We start from the raw sequence: 17,610 nt of genomic DNA on the forward strand, positions 1-17,610 counted from the left end.
ACCCAGCACTGCTGAGTTAATTAGGTTCATTAGACATAAGTAAAACGGCGGAAATAATTAAAGGTTTGTAGTAAGGACTTCAGTCCTTATGACGGACTAAAGTCCTTACTACGAACTCGATTACAATAATTTTACATTACTAAAATTTATAACCCTTTTTAACAGTATTAGAAATCTAAAAGATTATATTTTTAATATTTGGTAAATCAGTTGACGTAATTTGTAGTTCATGGTAATTAAATAATTACAGGTAAGTTAAAAAATATGGGAAAAATAATCAAAATAAATTTTGACCCAATTACTTAACCATTTGCATAATCAACTAACCAAATCAATAATTAATATTATCTAAGTAATATTGGTGTTCATTAGGTTAAGAAAAGCATCTGTCTTTATGAGAGTTTTAAGTAATCTATATTGAACTTATAAAAAGTTCTGTGACTGAGGCCGAAGTTAGGCATTATTTAGAAATTCAGGAAAAATAATATGGCAGTTATTTTCGGCACTACAGATCCTGACACCAGAAATGGGACATCGGGAGATGATACGATATATGGTTGGGCTAATGGTGGCAATGGCAATAGTTTGTCTGGTAACGATACCCTGAATGGTGCAGATGGTAATGATAATCTATTTGGCGGGACGGGAAACGACAGTTTAATCGGTGGAGTTGGCAATGACACACTTGATGGCGGCTTAGGTACTGACAGCTTGAATGGGGGAGTAGGCGATGATACTTACGTCATTGACAGCGCTACCGACACCATTACCGAGGCTACTAATTCAGGCATAGATACCGTCCGGTCTTCTGTCCTCTACACACTAGGTGCCAATCTGGAAAATCTGAGACTGAGGGAAGGTAGCGCCATCAACGGGACAGGTAACAGTCTTAATAACATAGTATTTGGTAATACTGCTAACAACACTCTGAATGGGAAAGCAGGCGATGACACGCTAGATGGTAATAATGGCAATGATACCCTCAATGGTGACGACGGCAATGATAGTCTACAGGGCGGACCTGGCAATGACTTACTTAATGGGGGGTCTGGAAATGACATCCTCATCGGTGTTTTCCCTGCTAGTCCCCTTCAACCTGGATTAGGGGAGACTGATACCTTAACTGGCGGCGTTGGGCTAGATAGATTTGTCCTTGGGGACGCGATAAATGTCTACTACGACGATAAAAACACTACGAATGCTGGTTTTGTGGACTTAGCTACTATTACTGACTTCAACCCTAGTGAAGATAGAATAGAACTTAAAGGTTCCCCAAATAACTACCGCTTGCAATCTGTTGGAGCCAATACACAAATATTTTTAGACAAACCTGGAGCAGAACCAGATGAGATCATAGGTATTGTGCAGGGGCTAGTAAATCTTAGACTTGATAGTAACGATTTCCTTTTTTATGAGGGGGAAAATGCTGGAAAAGCTACAAACAATACACTAGCCAGCGCTGAAAGACTAGGTTCTTTATCATCAGGCTCAGACGTTAATCTCTCAGGTGAGTTAGTAACAGTTCAACCGGGGGACAATCCCGATTTCGACTTTTTTACATTTTCTCTAGCAAATCCAGCAACTGCCACTATCACTGCGGCGACAACCGATGATACAGTTATCGGACTGTTTAACAATGCTGGGACTTTACTGCAAAGTGATGACGATAGTGGGACTGACTTTGGGTCATTAATCACCGGTTCATTGGGTGCTGGAACCTACTCAATTTCAGTGAGTAAATATGCTTTCTTCCCCCAAGATGGCGGAACTTTCTCTGGCTCTAGTGATAGCAACCCTGCTCCTTATACGCTAAAAGTAAGTTTGGCATAAAAACGTAAGTTTTTTGGCGCTAACCCAAGCGTATTGATTTATAACCTAGTACCCATTGCTGATTTCAACCCAGAATCTCTAAAATTGTTTCCTTTCTCAAGAAGATTTAGCAACAAAATCATCTGATTATTTTATGAACGCAATAATGAATAGCATTAACTCATCCAACCAAAAGCAACACAGATTTATTGGTAAGTTCGCTCTCAAAAGCTACTTTGTCGCCGCTAAAACGCTGTTATTTACAATAGCTCTATTAAATTATGGCCCTACTGGAGTAAATGCTGCGCCTATTGCCCTGCGTCCTGGTATTCAGATTCGCAATATTACGAATACCTTATCAGTCTCTCCTTCTGTTCGGATTGTAAAAGATCCACGAAACAATACCCTTTATTACCTCAAAGAAAATGGTGATATTTATCAAGTTAATTTAAGCTTGTCTAATAGTAAACTTGTATACACCTCTAGCGATCATAATCTAGGTGAGACTCAAGGTATGGCCATTGGCCCTAACGGCACAATTTATTTGGTTGGTAATGCAGACCTTGTGAATAACCAGACCAAAGGAATTATTGTTAAAGGCGAAATTAACTCGGTTACCCAACAGCGCGTCTGGTCTATCTTAGCTAAGAGTGCAGGCTATCCCAAAAGTAAAACAGCCTATGACCATCGCTTCAACGGCGTAGTTGTTAGCCCGGATGGTAACTTTATCTATGTAAATAGCGGTTCTCGTACCGATCATGGTGAAGTTCAGTCTGTTAATGGGCTATATCCTAATACTCGTGAAGTAGGATTAACCGCTTGTATACTCCGTCTTCCTACTAATGGCAAAAATCTTTTTCTTGCAAACAATCGAGCAGCTTTAAAGACAGCTGGCTATATTTTTGCAGAAGGAACACGTAATACTTTCGATATGGCCTTTGCGCCCAATGGGGATTTATTTGGTACAGAAAATGGCCCAGATCGCGACATGTCAGAAGAATTAAATTGGCTCCGTCCAGGTGGTAATTACGGCTTTCCCTGGCGGATTGGCGGGGCAGACAATCCACAACAATTTCCTAATTACGATCCGGCCAAAGACCTTTTGTTAAACCCCAAATTTAACGCCGTTCAAAGGGGCTACTTTCGTAACGATCCAACCTTTCCTGCTCGGCCTGAAAACTTAATTGAACCAATTCCTAATTTTGGCCCAGACGCCGACAATTTCCGCGATCCTCAAGATGGAAAAGTCAAAGATGCCAGTGTTATTGGGCAAAGTTTGAGTACTTTTACAGCACACCGTTCTCCTTTGGGCTTAGTTTTTGATACACAAGGAGTAATGAGTGCAGAATTCAACAGAGATGGATTCATGCTGAGTTTTACAACAGGCGATCCCACTGGCGAAACACTACCAGGGCCTTTTAAAGATTCCGGCCAAGACCTACTGCATTTAAAGTTAACTAAAGTAGGAAATACCAGCTATAAATTGAATGCTACCCGCATTGTTGAAGGTTTTACTAATCCCATTGACGCTGCGATTATCGGCAATAAAATTTATGTTATAGAATATGGTGGAAATCAAGGAATTTGGGAAATCACTATGCCAACTAAATAAATCATGCTGAGTATTACAGTCTTACTTTTCTAGTTCCACCCGAACGTTGTTGAGGCAGAAAATCCTTAGAAATGGGAGATAACAAGTAGATGCCTTGGTTTGTAAAAATTGAAGAAGGGAAAGTCGATAAACCTACTTTTGACGAATATGTACCTGCCCACAAAGCCTACATTCAAGACTTGATTGCTAAAGGACACAAAGCGCGAACAGGCTATTGGGCAGAAGAAAGAGGCGGGATGTTGCTGTTTGAGGCAGCCTCAAAGGAAGAAGCAGAAGCAATTGTAGCTGATGACCCCTTGGTGCAACACGGCTGCGTCAACTATCAGCTTTATGAATGGCGGATTGTTATGGAATAACACACACATTACTGACTTTTAATGTTATGCTTATAGAAGACCTGGATCTATGCGATCGCAACACCCAAATCTTGTCAGAACCGGAAGGTAGCAGCAACACGGGAGGCTTGTGGTAGGCGTAGTCTCCGGGTCGCCCTATTTGTAGGAGCGGTCAGGGAAAATGGCTGGTTTTGGAGATATTGTTCAAAAAGCTTTTTACCTCGGTGTTGGATTAGCTTCTTACGCAGGTGAGAAAGCAGGGGGAAAATTAGCCGAAGTGCGATCGCAAGTCCAAAAACTGGCAGATGAAATGGTCGCAAAGGGCGAAATGAACACAGAAGAAGCCCGCCGCTTCGTTGAAGAGATGATGAAGCAAGCCCAACAGCCCCAAGCATCTGGTGAAACCTCTGAAAAAACACCTCCTTCGGAACCTCGGCGCATTGAAATTTTAGAGGAAGATGAAGAACCAACTGTGAAAGAAGGATCAAATGATCAGAACACAGAAAAATTACGCCAAGAAGTGCTAGAACTGCAAAACGAGTTAAAAAGATTGCAACGCGATCAATAAAAAGCATTCTTGGAACGAAATATTAGTAAGAAGTGGCAGTTGGACATGGCACTTCAGATAGAAACTTGATAAGATACATTGCTTAGTGTGTATTCTAGTATTTTAAGCCAGATAACACAAAGCGTCCTGTTTATAGCCTGCAAAGGTGTCAAGTTTATGGAACAGTGGCAAAAAGATTTAGTAGAAATCGCTGAAACAGTGGCTGACGAAGTAGAGCGTTTCTTCCTGGGAATGAGTGAAATGGTAGACGCTTTTTTTGAGCTAACGGAAGAAATCACCGAGCAAGTCCCTAACATTGCCCTTGAAGTCGATCACTATTTACAGGATTTGACTGAACCAATGTTTGAAGCTTACTGGGAACTGGAAGACATTGTAGCAGATGTAGATCCAGGTTTTCCTTATTCAGTTGAACCCACAGCCGAAAAAAATCCCGCCTGTATCGGTTGTACTCACTACCACGGTCAAGTTTATAGTGGTAATTTGTTAGTTTGTGCCATGCATCCCCACGGTTGTGAAGATGAGAATTGTCCAGATTGGGAGAAGGAAGAGTATTGAGTTGGGAGTTAGGAGTATTGAGTTAGGAGTTAGGAGTTAGGAGTTAGGAATAAAATTACTAAAAGGACGCAAAGATAAGTAAAATGACAAATGACAAATGACAACTGAGAAATTACCTGAAAGTGTAACCCCGGCAAGCCAAGAAATGAAGTATGGCGAACGCGACATTGCCGAAGGTAAACTAATTACCTTTCCGAATCCGCGTGTAGGGAGGCGATATGACATTAATATTACTTTACCGGAATTTACCTGTAAATGTCCATTTTCTGGCTATCCTGATTTTGCGACAATTTACGTTAGCTATGTGCCTGATGAGCGAGTAGTGGAATTAAAGGCACTTAAACTTTATATTAATAGTTACCGCGATCGCTACATTTCTCACGAAGAATCTGCTAATCAAATTTTGGATGATTTTGTAGCTGCTTGCAATCCGTTAGAAGTCACTGTAAAAGCAGATTTCACGCCTCGCGGTAATGTACATACCGTGGTTGAAGTACGTCATCAAAAGTAGGGCTACACTCTGCATAATCTGATTGCTAATAGAAAAAAACGGCATAACTGAAGCCAATAGACCTCTTGCACGAATGCAAAACTAGCCCTCATCCCCCAACCCCTTCTGCCAGTTTTGGGAGAAGGGAGACAATTTTAAAGTACCTCTCCCAAGCTTGCTAGGGTGTACACACAAGTCCTAAAAACCTTCCTTGATAAAAAAAAAACTAAGCAAGGTTTTAAAAGCGGCATCCAATAACGGCAGTCGCTACAACTCTTGGAACCCCCGCAACGTGCCGCCTCGCCAATGTAATGAGTTTTCTATTCCCTAATGGCTACGAATAGAATTGGCGATCTCTTCAACATTTCTTTCAAGGCTACTGATAAAATAACGAGTTCCAACTGTTGTTTTACCATTTAATTAACTTCAGGCAACAATTGTAAAGTCAGCCGTTGTCAAGGTGGGAATATTAAGCAGATTGATAAATTCGGCTCCAGTTCCTAAGCCTGCTGCATTGCCATTTTGGTTATAGTACAGACTGCCACTACTGCGACTGTAAACCAGGAAAGCATTACTGGTTGCAGCTAAATCATCATCGTCTACAGTCGTAAAATTAGAAGCTTGACTCAACCCATTACCCACAATACTACTCAAAGCAGTAAAAGTCTTTTTACTCAACACCAACTTATCGCTTCCAGAGGTAAAATCAGTCAGCATATCGCTACCGAAATCGCTACTAATAAAAGCTCGTCCGCTACTATACAAAAAGCGATCGCTATCTGCTCCACCTGTAAGAATATCATTTCCAGACCCACCAATTAAAGTATCAGCCCCACTTCCACCTGTCAAGACATCATTATCAGTCCCCCCATTCAGGGTATTATTGAGGCTATTGCCAATCAAGCGATCGCTACCATTACCACCAACCACATTTTCAATTACATTATTAGCTGATAGGGTCAATTTCAAGTTACTATTGACTGTCTGGGTGGTAATAATGCCTAAATTCATTTGTATATCTGTACTAGTACCAATAAAACTTAACGAATCATTCCCACCTGTGGTAGTTTCTTGAATGCGATCGCTACCTAATGGGGTGGAAGCATTGAATGCGTAAGTATCATTCCCCACGCCACCAGCGAGGATATTATTGCCACTATTACCTGTCAATATATTATTGCCACTATTGCCAGTGCCGTTAATATTGCTGGTTCCAGTCAGAGTTAAATTTTCGACACCAGCAGCTAAGGTTGTTGTGGTACTAGCTTGTAAGGTGTTAGTGATGGGGACAGTTCCAGTGGCTGATTGTACTTCAAATGCGCCAATATCAACTTTAGCGCCAACAAGCCGCGTCAAGCCGCGTTGGTCGTAGGGAATGGGTTCTAAAGTGTTGCCATCGCCGTCAAGGTCTTCTGTATCAGCAGGAATCAAGTTGTTGTTGCCGGCGTTAATGGCTCGACTACCAGGAAGCAGCGCATGAGTAAGGGTGAGTCCGCCATTATTTTGTAAGGGGCCTAATTTGGCGTTAGGGTTGACAATATCTGTAGCAGTTCCTACAGTACCTTTAGCACCAGTTAAGCTACCAATTAGGTTGTTATTGTTACCATTAAATATTGCTGAACTCAAAAAAGAAGAGAGAAGATCGGGAGCATTACTATTTATATTCCCAGCCACAATCGTGTTTTTGAGGTTAACTGTGCCACTAAGACTATAAATGCCGCCGCCACCCTCGCCGAATTCGGTGCTTAGGGCAGTATTATTAGTAACAGTGCTGTTGATCAAATTGAATACTCCATCAGTGGAAGCATATATGCCCCCACCCTTAGAATTTGCACTATTGCCACTAACTGTAGTATTGAGTAAAGCAACTGAAGTGCCATTACTTTTTATGCCGCCACCATATCCCGCGCTATTGCCACTAACAGTAGTATTGATCAGAGTCACCGATCCGTTGATGGTGGAGATACCGCCACCGTAAACTCCCTCTGCTTTGTTGTTACTAATTGTAGAATTAGTTGCAATCAGTGTACCGTTGGAGTAGATGCCGCCGCCTTCAGAACCAGCGATATTATTACTAACTGTGCTGCCGTTGCGTAAGTTGACGACACCACTGTTGTAGATGCCGCCTCCATTATCAGAACCGGACGCTTTGTTGCCTGTAACTGTCGAATTATACAAATCGAGATAGCCATTATCATCAACCCTAATACCTCCACCATCATTAGAGATATTGCCGCCTGTAACCACTACATTCTGTAAGCTTAATTTTCCTCCGGTTAATTCTTCTCCAGTTGGTTTAAGTACATCAAAGACGCGATCGCTGTTTAATAAATTTGAAGCATCAATAGTTGCTTTTTGTCCACCAACTGCCCTAATATAAAGTACATTACTACGACTTGTAATATCTAAATCTCCGGTGAGGGCATTATCTTCATTAATCCCGTTCGATGTGAGGTTGTAAGTTGCTCCTCCTGTTAACTGAATTTCATAGTCAGTCTTCGTGTTTTTATTGGCAATTATGATCGCATCCCGCAGAGATAAACCATTACCACGAAGGCCATCATTTTGATCGGCTGTGGTATTGACTGTCAAAATTGTACGAGCCATTTTACATTTCCTTGATTTATTATAAAAATTATCTCATCCAGATTACATTCTTGAAGAAGAATTCAGGAGTCAGAATCAAGACGCGACGCTCCTTCTCTGCGAGACGCTGCGCGAACGTCGCTAACACTCCGCTATCCGCTTTTTCGGTCAAAATTCATTCTGAATTCTGACTCCTGAATTCTGTTTGATAAAATCCTTTTGTTGACATGATGCGTTTGCCCTGCCTGCGTTTAAACTTCAATTGCCGTCTCTTTCTCCTCACCTTTTGGCTGTGAAGTCAGCCGATCTAAAATCTCTAAAACCTCTTGTTCAAAAGCAACTTGGGCGCGATTAGTTTTGCCACCAACATACAAGCGATCGCCTTTTTGTAATGCCCATATTTGTGAATGAGAAAAGTAACTCATCACCACACCCAGCATTAGTAAACCAAACCCTGAGTAAACAATTGGTATACCTGGATCGGCTTTAATTTGTAAGCCAGTGCTACCAATGACATCCAGAATTTTCAGCTTCACGCCATTAACTTGAGTAGACATCCCAGCGCGGACAGTATCAACGAGTTTGCCTGTAGGATCATAAATTAATACCATCCCTTGCAAATCTTTGGCTAGCAAAGAGACACCCTCACTCAAATCCGGTTTTGTAGGAACCCACGTTCCCCAAATACGCCCTTGTCCCTTGGTGTTCAATAGCGCCATTGGTAGCTGAAAAATCGGGCTGTTGTTAAATTGGACGCGAACACCTGCAATTCCCCAATCAGTTTGATAGAAAGTGATGCCATGATAGCGCAGAGGCTCGTTGACAAAAATCTTTTTGTGGTCAATTTCCTCCCCTTGCTTATTCAAGACAGACATATCAGAATAAAATTGATCAATGCCGCCAGATGGTGTGTAGTCAATCCAAAAACGATTGACGCGCACAGACCAATCTTTCGAGATTTTGGCGGCTATTGGGCCAGCATCGACAATATTTGTCACTTGAAATGTATCGCCACTAGCAACTATTTCCTGAGCCAAAAAACCAGTCATCGCCCCCCAAATTCCCCCGAGCAGAATAGCGACGATGCCAATATGAACGATAATTGGGCCGATGCGTCCGACTATTCCTTTACGGGCGTAAAGAAGATTTTCTTTTTCTGGATCTGGAAAGATTTTATAGCGGCGTTTCTGTAATATTTGGCTGAGAGAATTTAAGGAACCACTATCTAGTTCTGCACTTAAAGCTAACTTTTGAAATTGCCGTGGTTCGTCGTAATATTTCCAACGCTGGGCAGTTTTTAAGGCTGGTAACTGTCGGGTAAATGAACAAGCAGTTAAGCTAGTGCCAAATAAAATTAGTAATGCTAAAAACCACCAAGTACGATATACGTGGTCTAATCCAACTACCTGAATTACCTTCCAAGTTAAGAAACCAAATAAAGCTGGATGTTCTGGATAGTTGGCTTGGTAAAATGCAGGTGACTGGCCTTGCTCAATTACAGTACCAGTGGAGCTAAAGATTGCAATCAATAGCAGTAGTGCGATCGCTAGTCGTAAGTTAGTTAGTACTGGCAAAAGCTCTTGGCGTAAGAACTGCCCAGGTACTGCCCACCATTTTAATTCTTTCGACGCTGAATCTTCTAAAGTCATTATCTGTAAAATATTACAAAAGTATTGATATTAAAAACTGCCAAGGGGAATTCGAGAAATTAAGGAAAATACACCGAATCCTACTAACAGCGCCCCGCTAACTGGATTAATCCAACCAGACCAGCGACGCAATTCTAGTAACTTTTTAATTGAAGCTGTAAAAGTACCCGCCAAAATCAATGGTGCTACATAACCTGCTGTGTAAGAAAGTAGCAAAACTGCCCCTAAAATTAAGTCTTGTGTATTGGCAATCCAACCCAACAAACTAGCTAAGACAGGTGTGCTACAAGGGGATGCGACTAAGCCGAAAGTCAGCCCCAGCAAATAAGAACGCAATCCGGCTGGTAAATCTGGCGATATCCAATTGGTTTCGCCCAAGGATGGAAATTGCAGAGGTAGTGCTTCTAATAAGTTCAGCCCCATGAGAATGGCGATAATGCTGACGATAATCGGCAAACCAATTCCTACTTGACCGTAGACTTTTCCGACAATACCTGCTATAATACCTAGCCCTGCTAATGTAGTTGCTAATCCTAAAGCAAACCAAGTTGATTGGGTAGCTGCTTGTAAGCGGCTTTTAGCTTCGTAACCGCCGATGTAACCAATGGTAATTGGCAGCATAGAAAGCATACAGGGTGTAAGACTGGTAAGCAACCCAGCAGCAAAAATGATACCAACACTCACCACGTTAAGGTGTGTCAGTTGGTTAGAAACAAGGCTGTTGGCAAATTGTTCTAGTTGGTAAACTTGGGTTTGCAGGTTATCAAGCATGAGGAGTTTCTGAGCGGGAAATGCTTACTCTGCTTGAATTTTAGCTTATTTTTTGTTTGTGAGTCAGTAAAAGTAATTATCTGAACCTGATATCATCTAAATTTCATCTGCCGAAGGAAATGTATTTAAAATATAATTAAGCTCGAATTATATTTGAAGAAGCACGGCTGGAGTGTTTGGCATGATGATTCCATTACCCAGATTTCAAATTGTCACTTTATTAAAAGCAGGGGTAAAAGCAGTCATATACTGTGGAATTAGGGTTAAAGATCAGTGTCCGGTAATTATTAAAGGGCTGCGTCCAGAACAGTGTACACCGAATAATATTGAACAACTCAAACATGAGTATGCGATCGCTGGCAGGTTAAACACCGCAGTAGCAGTTAAAGCTTATGCCTTAGAGATGCACCAGGGAATCCCTTATTTAATTATGGAGGATTTTCAGGCGCGATCGCTCGTGTTTGGGGTGACATTCCCTGATACAAATGAGGAAGTACCTCGAAGAATCTTACCCTCAGCTATTGCCACAACAACAGATGATCTCTAACGGAACGTTTTTCAGCACAGGTGAACACCTAGACTATATATCGGTTGTTAAAGCGTCTCAAACCATATCTAGTGAAATTTTGTTTTCGCGGTTGTTGAAAACATTAATGCAGATTGTCATTGAGCAAGCAGGAGCAGAAATTGGTTATTTGTTGCTTGAATACGAGCAAAATTTGGTAATCGAAGTAGAAGCGAAATTTAATCACCAAGCCGAAAAATTCAATCTTTATCAGCCTGTATTAGAAGGTGAAATTTCACAGGTTATTCCGCAATCAATACTGAATTATGTTCAGCGAACTCAAGAAATAGTGATTTTGCACAACGCCACTGAGCAAAATCTGTTTTCGGGAGATGAGTATGTAATTCAAAAACAACCTAAATCTGTACTTTGTTTACCGATTGCGCTTCAGTCGAAATTACTTGGTATTTTATATTTAGAAAATAATCTAATCTCCAGTGCCTTTACACAAGACAAACTTTCGGTACTAAAAATATTGACAGTTAAAATTGCCATTTCTCTGGAAAATGCTCGTCTTTATCAAGGTTTAGAAGACAGCCAAGCACAACTTAATTTAGCGTTAAAATCTGCCCAAATCGGTGTTTGGAGTTGGGATATTGCCAACGAGCGCTTTGACTGGGATGAACAGATTTATCAATTATTTGGGTTAACACCTGAAACCTTTGCTAGCACTCCTGAAGCAATTTTAACTCGTCTGCATCCAGATGATCGAGCATTGCTGGCTCAATCGTTGAGTCGAGCGATTAACGAAGGCGTGGAGCATGATTTAGAATATCGAATTATTCGAGATGACAGCAGTATTCGCTACGTAGCTTGCCGAGGAAAAGCCTTTTTCAACGAAGCAGGTAAAGCAACACACATGAGTGGTGTTGTGCTTGATATTACAGATCGCAAACAATCTGAAGCCGAACGTATGCAACTGATTCAAGAGCAAACCGCCCGACAAGAAGCAGAAGCCGATCAACAACGGGCAGCGTTTTTGGCTCAAATCAGTGCAATACTCGCCTCTTCCCTCGATTACCAAAGGACGCTAACAAGTGTGGCAAACCTGGCTGTGCCTTACTTTGCCGATTGGTGTGGCGTTGATCTGCTACAAGATAACCAATCAATTAATCGGGTAGCAGTTGCTCACCGCGATCCAGAGAAAGTTAGGCTCGGTTGGGAACTTCATCAGCGTTATCCCAGAGGGTTGGATGCAGATGAAGGTGTGCCGAAAGTGGTACGTACAGGAGTTGCAGAAATGGTAACAGAAATTTCAGATGCAGCCCTAGCAGCAGCTATCCAAGATCCAGAACATCTGCGTATTCTGCGTGAACTTGGCTTAAATTCATGTATAATATTGCCCTTGATGGCACGCGAAAGAATTTTTGGTGCAATTTCCTTTGTGACTGCTGAATCAGAACGTCGTTACAGCACGGCTGACTTGTCATTAGCAAAAGATGTTGCTCATCGAGCCGCGATCGCCATCGATAATGCCCGTCTTTACCAAGAAGCGCAGCAAGCCCAAAAAATAGCAGAACGAGCATTGGAGCGCATTGCCCGTCTTCAATCCATCACAGCTGCCCTTTCCGAATCCTTGACACCAGCCCAAGTATCTGAAGTCATTGTAGAGCAAAGCATGGCTGCCTTGGGAGCCAGTTCTGCTCTTGTCGCTTTAGTGAATGAAAGTAAAACTGAACTAGAAATTGTGCGTGCGGTTGGCTATAACCAAGATTTACTAGACACTTGGCGGCATTTTTCTATTGATTTACCCTCTGCCTTAGCAGAAGCTGTGCGGACTGGACAACCTATTTGGGCTGAATCGAGACAAAATAGAATAGCTCGTTACCCTCATCTAGCTGAAGCTTACGCCCAGTATGATATTGATGCCTGGATTTCTATTCCATTGATGGTAGAAGGTTGGGCAGTTGGCGGTATAACTTTAGGATTTGCCCAGCCTCAAGAACTGAGTGGAGAAGATCAAGCGTTTTTGTTGGCCATTGCTCAACAATGCGCCCAAGCGATCGCTCGCGCCCATCTTTACGAAGCCGAACTAATGGCGCGAAACGCTGCAGAATCAGCAAACCGCATCAAAGATGAATTTTTAGCTGTCCTCTCCCATGAATTGAGAACACCGCTTAACCCGATTCTGGGTTGGACAAAATTGATGCGAACCCGCAAACTCGATCAAGTAACAAGCGATCGCGCCCTCGAAACCATTGAGCGCAACGCCAAGTTACAAACCCAATTGATTGAAGATTTACTTGATGTTTCCCGCATCCTTCAGGGTAAACTTAGCCTCAACTTCAGCCCGATTAATTTGATATCAGTCATTGAAGCTGCGATCGAGACAGTGCGTTTATCAGCACAGGCTAAGTCCATCGAGATTCAGACAATTATTGAATCTAGTCTGGGGCCAGTTTTAGGCGATCCCAATCGATTGCAACAAGTTTTTTGGAATATCCTTTCTAATGCCATTAAGTTTACTCCCACTGGGGGAGAAGTAAAAATTAAATTAGAGCAAATTGGCTCACAGGTACAAATCTCCGTCACTGACACAGGGAAGGGGATTCTACCTGAGTTTTTACCTTATGTCTTTGATTATTTCCGTCAAGCAGATAGTGCTACAACTCGAAAATTTGGCGGTTTAGGTTTAGGATTAGCGATCGTCCGCCATCTTGTAGAACTTCACGGGGGAACTGTTCAAGCACAAAGCCTGGGCGAAGAACAAGGAGCAACTTTCACCGTCAAAATTCCATGCTTACAGCAAGAAAGCAAAGGAATCAAGGATGTAAAAGATAACTCCTCACTTGTGGAACAGCCCTTACCCTTATCTGGCTTAGATATTCTTGTGGTGGATGATGACGCAGATATGCGAGAATTTTTGCCTTTCATGCTGGAGCAATATGGTGCAACTGTGACTGCTGTAGCCTCAGGCATTGAAGCTTTAACTGCACTGAGTCAATCCCAGCCAAATTTGCTCATTAGCGATATCGGGATGCCAGAAATGGATGGTTATATGCTGATGCGACAAATAAGGAGTTTGCAACCAGAGCAAGGCGGGACAATTACCGCGATCGCTTTAACTGCTTATGCTGGTGAGATAGATCATCAGCAAGCGATCGCTGTGGGATTTCAACGGCATATTTCCAAACCTGTAGATCCAGAAGAATTGGTGAAGGCGATCGCATTATTAGACTTATTGAAACAGAATAAAGGCGTCAGTTGTCACAATTGAGCATAAATTCTCTACGAGTCGGGGATCTGAATCCCCCACGAAGACTAATTCTCAGGGCTATTTCGTTCTAAACAGAAACCGCCCAGAACTTCAGTTGTGCGGCTCATAACTAAGAGGATGAATGAACAAGTTTTGGGCGAATATAATAGAGCCTCCGGCACGCTGACACGAACCGGAGGCTCTATTATAATCGCCAGGACTGTGGTATTAAATTAGACTTGTTCATTTAACCTCTAAAGTCCATTTTAACGGACTATAACCTTTTCTTAGTCGCTATAAGAGAGGTGAATTCATTCTGAGGCGGACTAGAAGAGAATGAAATAGCCCTACTTGATTCTGACTTCTTGAATACAAAATTGACGATCCCCAGAAGACTTTGTAAACAGTAGCAAGGGTTCTGAGTATTACTGCATCTGTACTGTAGTCATAAGTAATTGACTTCCACCTTGCTTCCCAGGATGACGCTAGCCAAACAAGCGATTAAACTATGGATAACATTAAGCAATTGTTGTTTTTAGCACCACTTACATAAATTTAATTGCATTGTTACATCTAAAATCTCATCCTGTTATATAAAAAACCTATTATGTCAGTGTATCAAGATTGTGGGGAGACCACCGATTTGATTATTGGTGTTCACAACCAAGAAAACCTCGAATTACAAGCAAATTCTGCTCCTGTGGGTGCTCTTGCCACAAGACAAGGAAATTTTTCTACGTTTCTTGCTCCCCTAACTCAGGATACTTTTAAGCAAGTCGTTCAGGATGTCGAGCAAAAATTACAGATTGTTCATCAAACCCTGTCAATGCTGGATTCTCAGGGATTTGAAACTCTTCTGCAAGAAATGTTGCATTCGATTACCTTGAAAACCGGGGAATTACTGGGGGCAGACCGGACGACAATATTTTTATTGGATCAAGAAAAGCAGGAACTCTGGTCAATTCTAGCTGAGGGGGAGGGAGATCGCTCTTTAGAAATTCGCATCCCCGCCGATAAAGGCATTGCTGGGGAAGTCGCCACTTTCAAGCGAGTTATTAATATTCCCTTTGATTTTTATAACGATCCGCGATCGCATTTTGCCCAAGAACAAGAAAAAAGAACTGGCTACCGCACCTACACCATGCTGGCTTTGCCATTATTGAATGAACATGGACATTTAGTTGCAGTAGCGCAATTATTGAATAAATTAAAATCTGGGAATAATCCCGATGCTCGACTAGCAGAGCGCATTGATACCAAAGGTTTTATCCGGGCTGACGAACAATTATTTCAAGAATTTGCCCCTTCGATTAGCCTGATTTTAGAATCTTCGCGCTCTTTTTATGTAGCCACTCAAAAACAAAGAGCATTGGCGGCGCTGATGAAGGCGATCAAGTCTCTATCTCAAAGCAGTCTCGACTTAGAAGATACCCTAAAGCGGGTGATGGATGAAGCCAAGGAACTGATGAATGCCGATCGCAGTACACTATGGTTAATAGACCGCGATCGCCATGAATTGTGGACGAAAATCACCCAGGATGATGGTTCAACTAAGGAGTTACGAGTCCCCGTAGGTAAAGGCTTCGCTGGTCTAGTAGCAGTTTCTGGTAAGAAATTGAATATTGCCTTTGATTTGTATTACCATCCTGACTCTGATACTGCCAAAAAACTCGATCAGCAAAATGGCTATCGCACCTGTAGCTTGCTTTGTATGCCAGTATTTAACGCCGATCAACAACTGATTGGCGTTACCCAACTAGTAAATAAAAAGAAAAATGGTGATTTTCCACCTTATAATCCAGCTGATTGGCCCAAAGCTCCCGACTGCTTCCAAGCTAGCTTTGACCGCAACGATGAAGAGTTCATGGAAGCTTTTAATATTCAAGCGGGAGTAGCGCTGCAAAATGCTCAGTTGTTTGCCACAGTTAAACAACAAGAACAAATGCAACGGGATATTTTGCGTAGTCTTTCTAATGGAGTAGTTTCCACTGATAAAACTGGGTTAATTATCGCTGCCAATGAAAGTGCCAAACGTTTGCTAGGACTGGGGCCAGAAGACCGTTTAGAAGGTAAATTAGTGACTGATGCGATCGCCATCAAAGAAGGTGACTTTAGCAAGTGGTATCAGGATGCTTTACATGCAGTTGACTTAAAAGGCCGCCAGCAATATTACCCCGATCGCACTCTTTTAACTACTGGTACAGAACAGCATAGTATCAATTTATCGATTAACACAATAGCTGATGCTAGCGACCAAGAGCAAGTCCGGGGGGCGCTGGTAGTCATGGAAGATATCAGTGATGAAAAGCGGCTCAAGAGTACGATGTACCGCTACATGACTCAGGAATTAGCCGAAGAATTGCTGAAATTAGATGACGCTAAACTAGGAGGCGATCGTAAAGAAGTTTCGATTTTATTTTCAGATATTCGCGGCTACACCACTTTAACGGAAAACTTACAAGCAGAAGAAGTGGTGAGTATGCTCAATGAATATTTTGAATCAATGGTGGAGGCAGTCTTTAAACATAAAGGCACTCTTGATAAATACATCGGCGATGCCATCATGGCTGTCTTTGGTTCTCCCCTACCATTGCAAGAACACGCTTGGATGGCAGTGCAAACATCCTTAGAAATGCGCGAACGTCTCCACGAATTTAATCAACGTCGTTATGCAGATGATAAGCCTAGAATCAAGATCGGCATTGGTATCAATTCTGATACCGTAATTAGTGGGAATATCGGCTCTAGTAAACGGATGGAATTTACCGCCATTGGCGATGGCGTTAATCTTGGCTCTCGATTAGAAAGTGTCAGTAAGCAATATGGTTGCGACATTATTATTAGCCATAACACTTTTAAACCATGCCAAGATCAGATTTGGGCTAGGGAACTAGATTACATTCGTGTCAAGGGCAGAAACGAACCAGTAGCCATATACGAATTGCTGGGTTTGCGTTCCAATCCTATTGAAAGCGAAAAATTGCAAGTGATTGAGCATTATCACAAAGGGCGCGAGTATTACCTCAAGCGCCAGTTTTCCCTTGCTAGAGCCGAGTTTGCCAAAGTTTTGGCAGCAGATAGCCATGATAAAGCTGCTATGTTGCATCTGTTGCGTTGTCAGCATTGGTTACAGTCACCCCCAACAGAATCAGATTGGGATGAAGGAGTCTGGACGTTTCAGGAAAAATAAGTGCGATTTCTGACGCTCCATTCTTGTGAAAGAATCGCCCTCAACAACAGTGAGTGCTATTGCCAAAAATAACTTAAATGTAGCGGATGCACCAGAGGGCTTCAGCCCTCACCAGAAACCTTTAATTATTATTTTTTAGTTGAAGTATCTGTTTTAACATCCGATATTACTTGAGTAGTTACTTTCTATCTAAAAAAATTGAGTATTTTTAAGAGATAAAATCTATGTAAATTAATTTTTAAAAATCTTAATATTTCTCAATTAAGTTTAAAAAATCTTGGGAT

General features: G+C 41.9%; 12 protein-coding genes and 1 other RNA gene. 10 read left to right on the forward strand and 3 right to left on the reverse strand.

Features of this window, described 5'->3' with window-relative positions; all coding sequences use genetic code 11:
* Nucleotides 1-486: 486 nt before the first annotated feature.
* From V7K32_RS27255 to queF, 7 genes are all read left to right on the forward strand, one after another.
* Nucleotides 487-1,830, forward strand: coding sequence for a calcium-binding protein (locus V7K32_RS27255; protein ID WP_334997824.1), 1,344 nt, complete (start codon nucleotides 487-489; stop codon nucleotides 1,828-1,830).
* Nucleotides 1,831-1,975: 145 nt separating this feature from the next.
* Nucleotides 1,976-3,421: a PQQ-dependent sugar dehydrogenase gene (locus V7K32_RS27260; protein WP_334997826.1), complete on the forward strand. Its 1,446-nt coding sequence runs from the start codon at nucleotides 1,976-1,978 to the stop codon at nucleotides 3,419-3,421.
* 89 nt (nucleotides 3,422-3,510) lie between these two features.
* The gene (locus V7K32_RS27265; RefSeq protein WP_334997828.1) at nucleotides 3,511-3,777 is read left to right on the forward strand and encodes a YciI family protein; all 267 of its coding nucleotides are present in this window, start codon (nucleotides 3,511-3,513) and stop codon (nucleotides 3,775-3,777) included.
* A 38-nt stretch (nucleotides 3,778-3,815) separates the two neighbouring features.
* An RNA gene (gene ffs / locus V7K32_RS27270) (signal recognition particle sRNA small type) lies at nucleotides 3,816-3,912 on the forward strand.
* Between the two features lie 25 nt (nucleotides 3,913-3,937).
* Nucleotides 3,938-4,324, forward strand: a complete 387-nt coding sequence (locus V7K32_RS27275; protein ID WP_334878306.1) for a phasin family protein — start codon at nucleotides 3,938-3,940, stop codon at nucleotides 4,322-4,324.
* Nucleotides 4,325-4,480: 156 nt separating this feature from the next.
* Nucleotides 4,481-4,879 (forward strand): hypothetical protein, encoded by a 399-nt coding sequence (locus V7K32_RS27280; RefSeq protein ID WP_334997830.1) that lies wholly within the window; start codon nucleotides 4,481-4,483, stop codon nucleotides 4,877-4,879.
* A gap of 97 nt (nucleotides 4,880-4,976) precedes the next feature.
* Complete coding sequence (gene queF / locus V7K32_RS27285; RefSeq protein ID WP_334997832.1) at nucleotides 4,977-5,390, forward strand: preQ(1) synthase; 414 nt, start codon at nucleotides 4,977-4,979, stop codon at nucleotides 5,388-5,390.
* Between the two features lie 405 nt (nucleotides 5,391-5,795).
* Here the strand turns inward: queF and V7K32_RS27290 are convergent, their stop codons facing one another.
* The 3 genes from V7K32_RS27290 to V7K32_RS27300 form a co-directional block, all read right to left on the reverse strand.
* Nucleotides 5,796-7,976: a choice-of-anchor Q domain-containing protein gene (locus V7K32_RS27290; protein WP_334997834.1), complete on the reverse strand. Its 2,181-nt coding sequence runs from the start codon at nucleotides 7,974-7,976 to the stop codon at nucleotides 5,796-5,798.
* A gap of 230 nt (nucleotides 7,977-8,206) precedes the next feature.
* Nucleotides 8,207-9,604, reverse strand: coding sequence for a cytochrome c biogenesis protein (locus V7K32_RS27295; RefSeq protein WP_334997837.1), 1,398 nt, complete (start codon nucleotides 9,602-9,604; stop codon nucleotides 8,207-8,209).
* Between the two features lie 30 nt (nucleotides 9,605-9,634).
* Nucleotides 9,635-10,375 carry a cytochrome c biogenesis protein CcdA gene (locus V7K32_RS27300; RefSeq protein WP_334997839.1) on the reverse strand — a complete coding sequence of 247 codons (741 nt, stop codon included), beginning with the start codon at nucleotides 10,373-10,375 and terminating at the stop codon, nucleotides 9,635-9,637.
* A gap of 181 nt (nucleotides 10,376-10,556) precedes the next feature.
* On the opposite strand from V7K32_RS27300, the gene V7K32_RS27305 reads away from it, so the two are divergent.
* From V7K32_RS27305 to V7K32_RS27315, 3 genes are all read left to right on the forward strand, one after another.
* Nucleotides 10,557-10,922 carry a hypothetical protein gene (locus V7K32_RS27305; protein WP_334997841.1) on the forward strand — a complete coding sequence of 122 codons (366 nt, stop codon included), beginning with the start codon at nucleotides 10,557-10,559 and terminating at the stop codon, nucleotides 10,920-10,922.
* On the forward strand, nucleotides 10,861-14,157 hold the full coding sequence (locus V7K32_RS27310) for a GAF domain-containing protein (RefSeq protein WP_334997843.1): 3,297 nt from the start codon (nucleotides 10,861-10,863) through the stop codon (nucleotides 14,155-14,157). Before V7K32_RS27305 ends, V7K32_RS27310 begins: the two co-directional genes overlap by 62 nt.
* A 586-nt stretch (nucleotides 14,158-14,743) precedes the next feature.
* Nucleotides 14,744-17,326: a GAF domain-containing protein gene (locus V7K32_RS27315; protein ID WP_334997845.1), complete on the forward strand. Its 2,583-nt coding sequence runs from the start codon at nucleotides 14,744-14,746 to the stop codon at nucleotides 17,324-17,326.
* Nucleotides 17,327-17,610: the final 284 nt, after the last annotated feature.

It is taken from the genome of Nostoc sp. (genome assembly GCF_036917635.1).
Taxonomy (GTDB): domain Bacteria; phylum Cyanobacteriota; class Cyanobacteriia; order Cyanobacteriales; family Nostocaceae; genus Nostoc.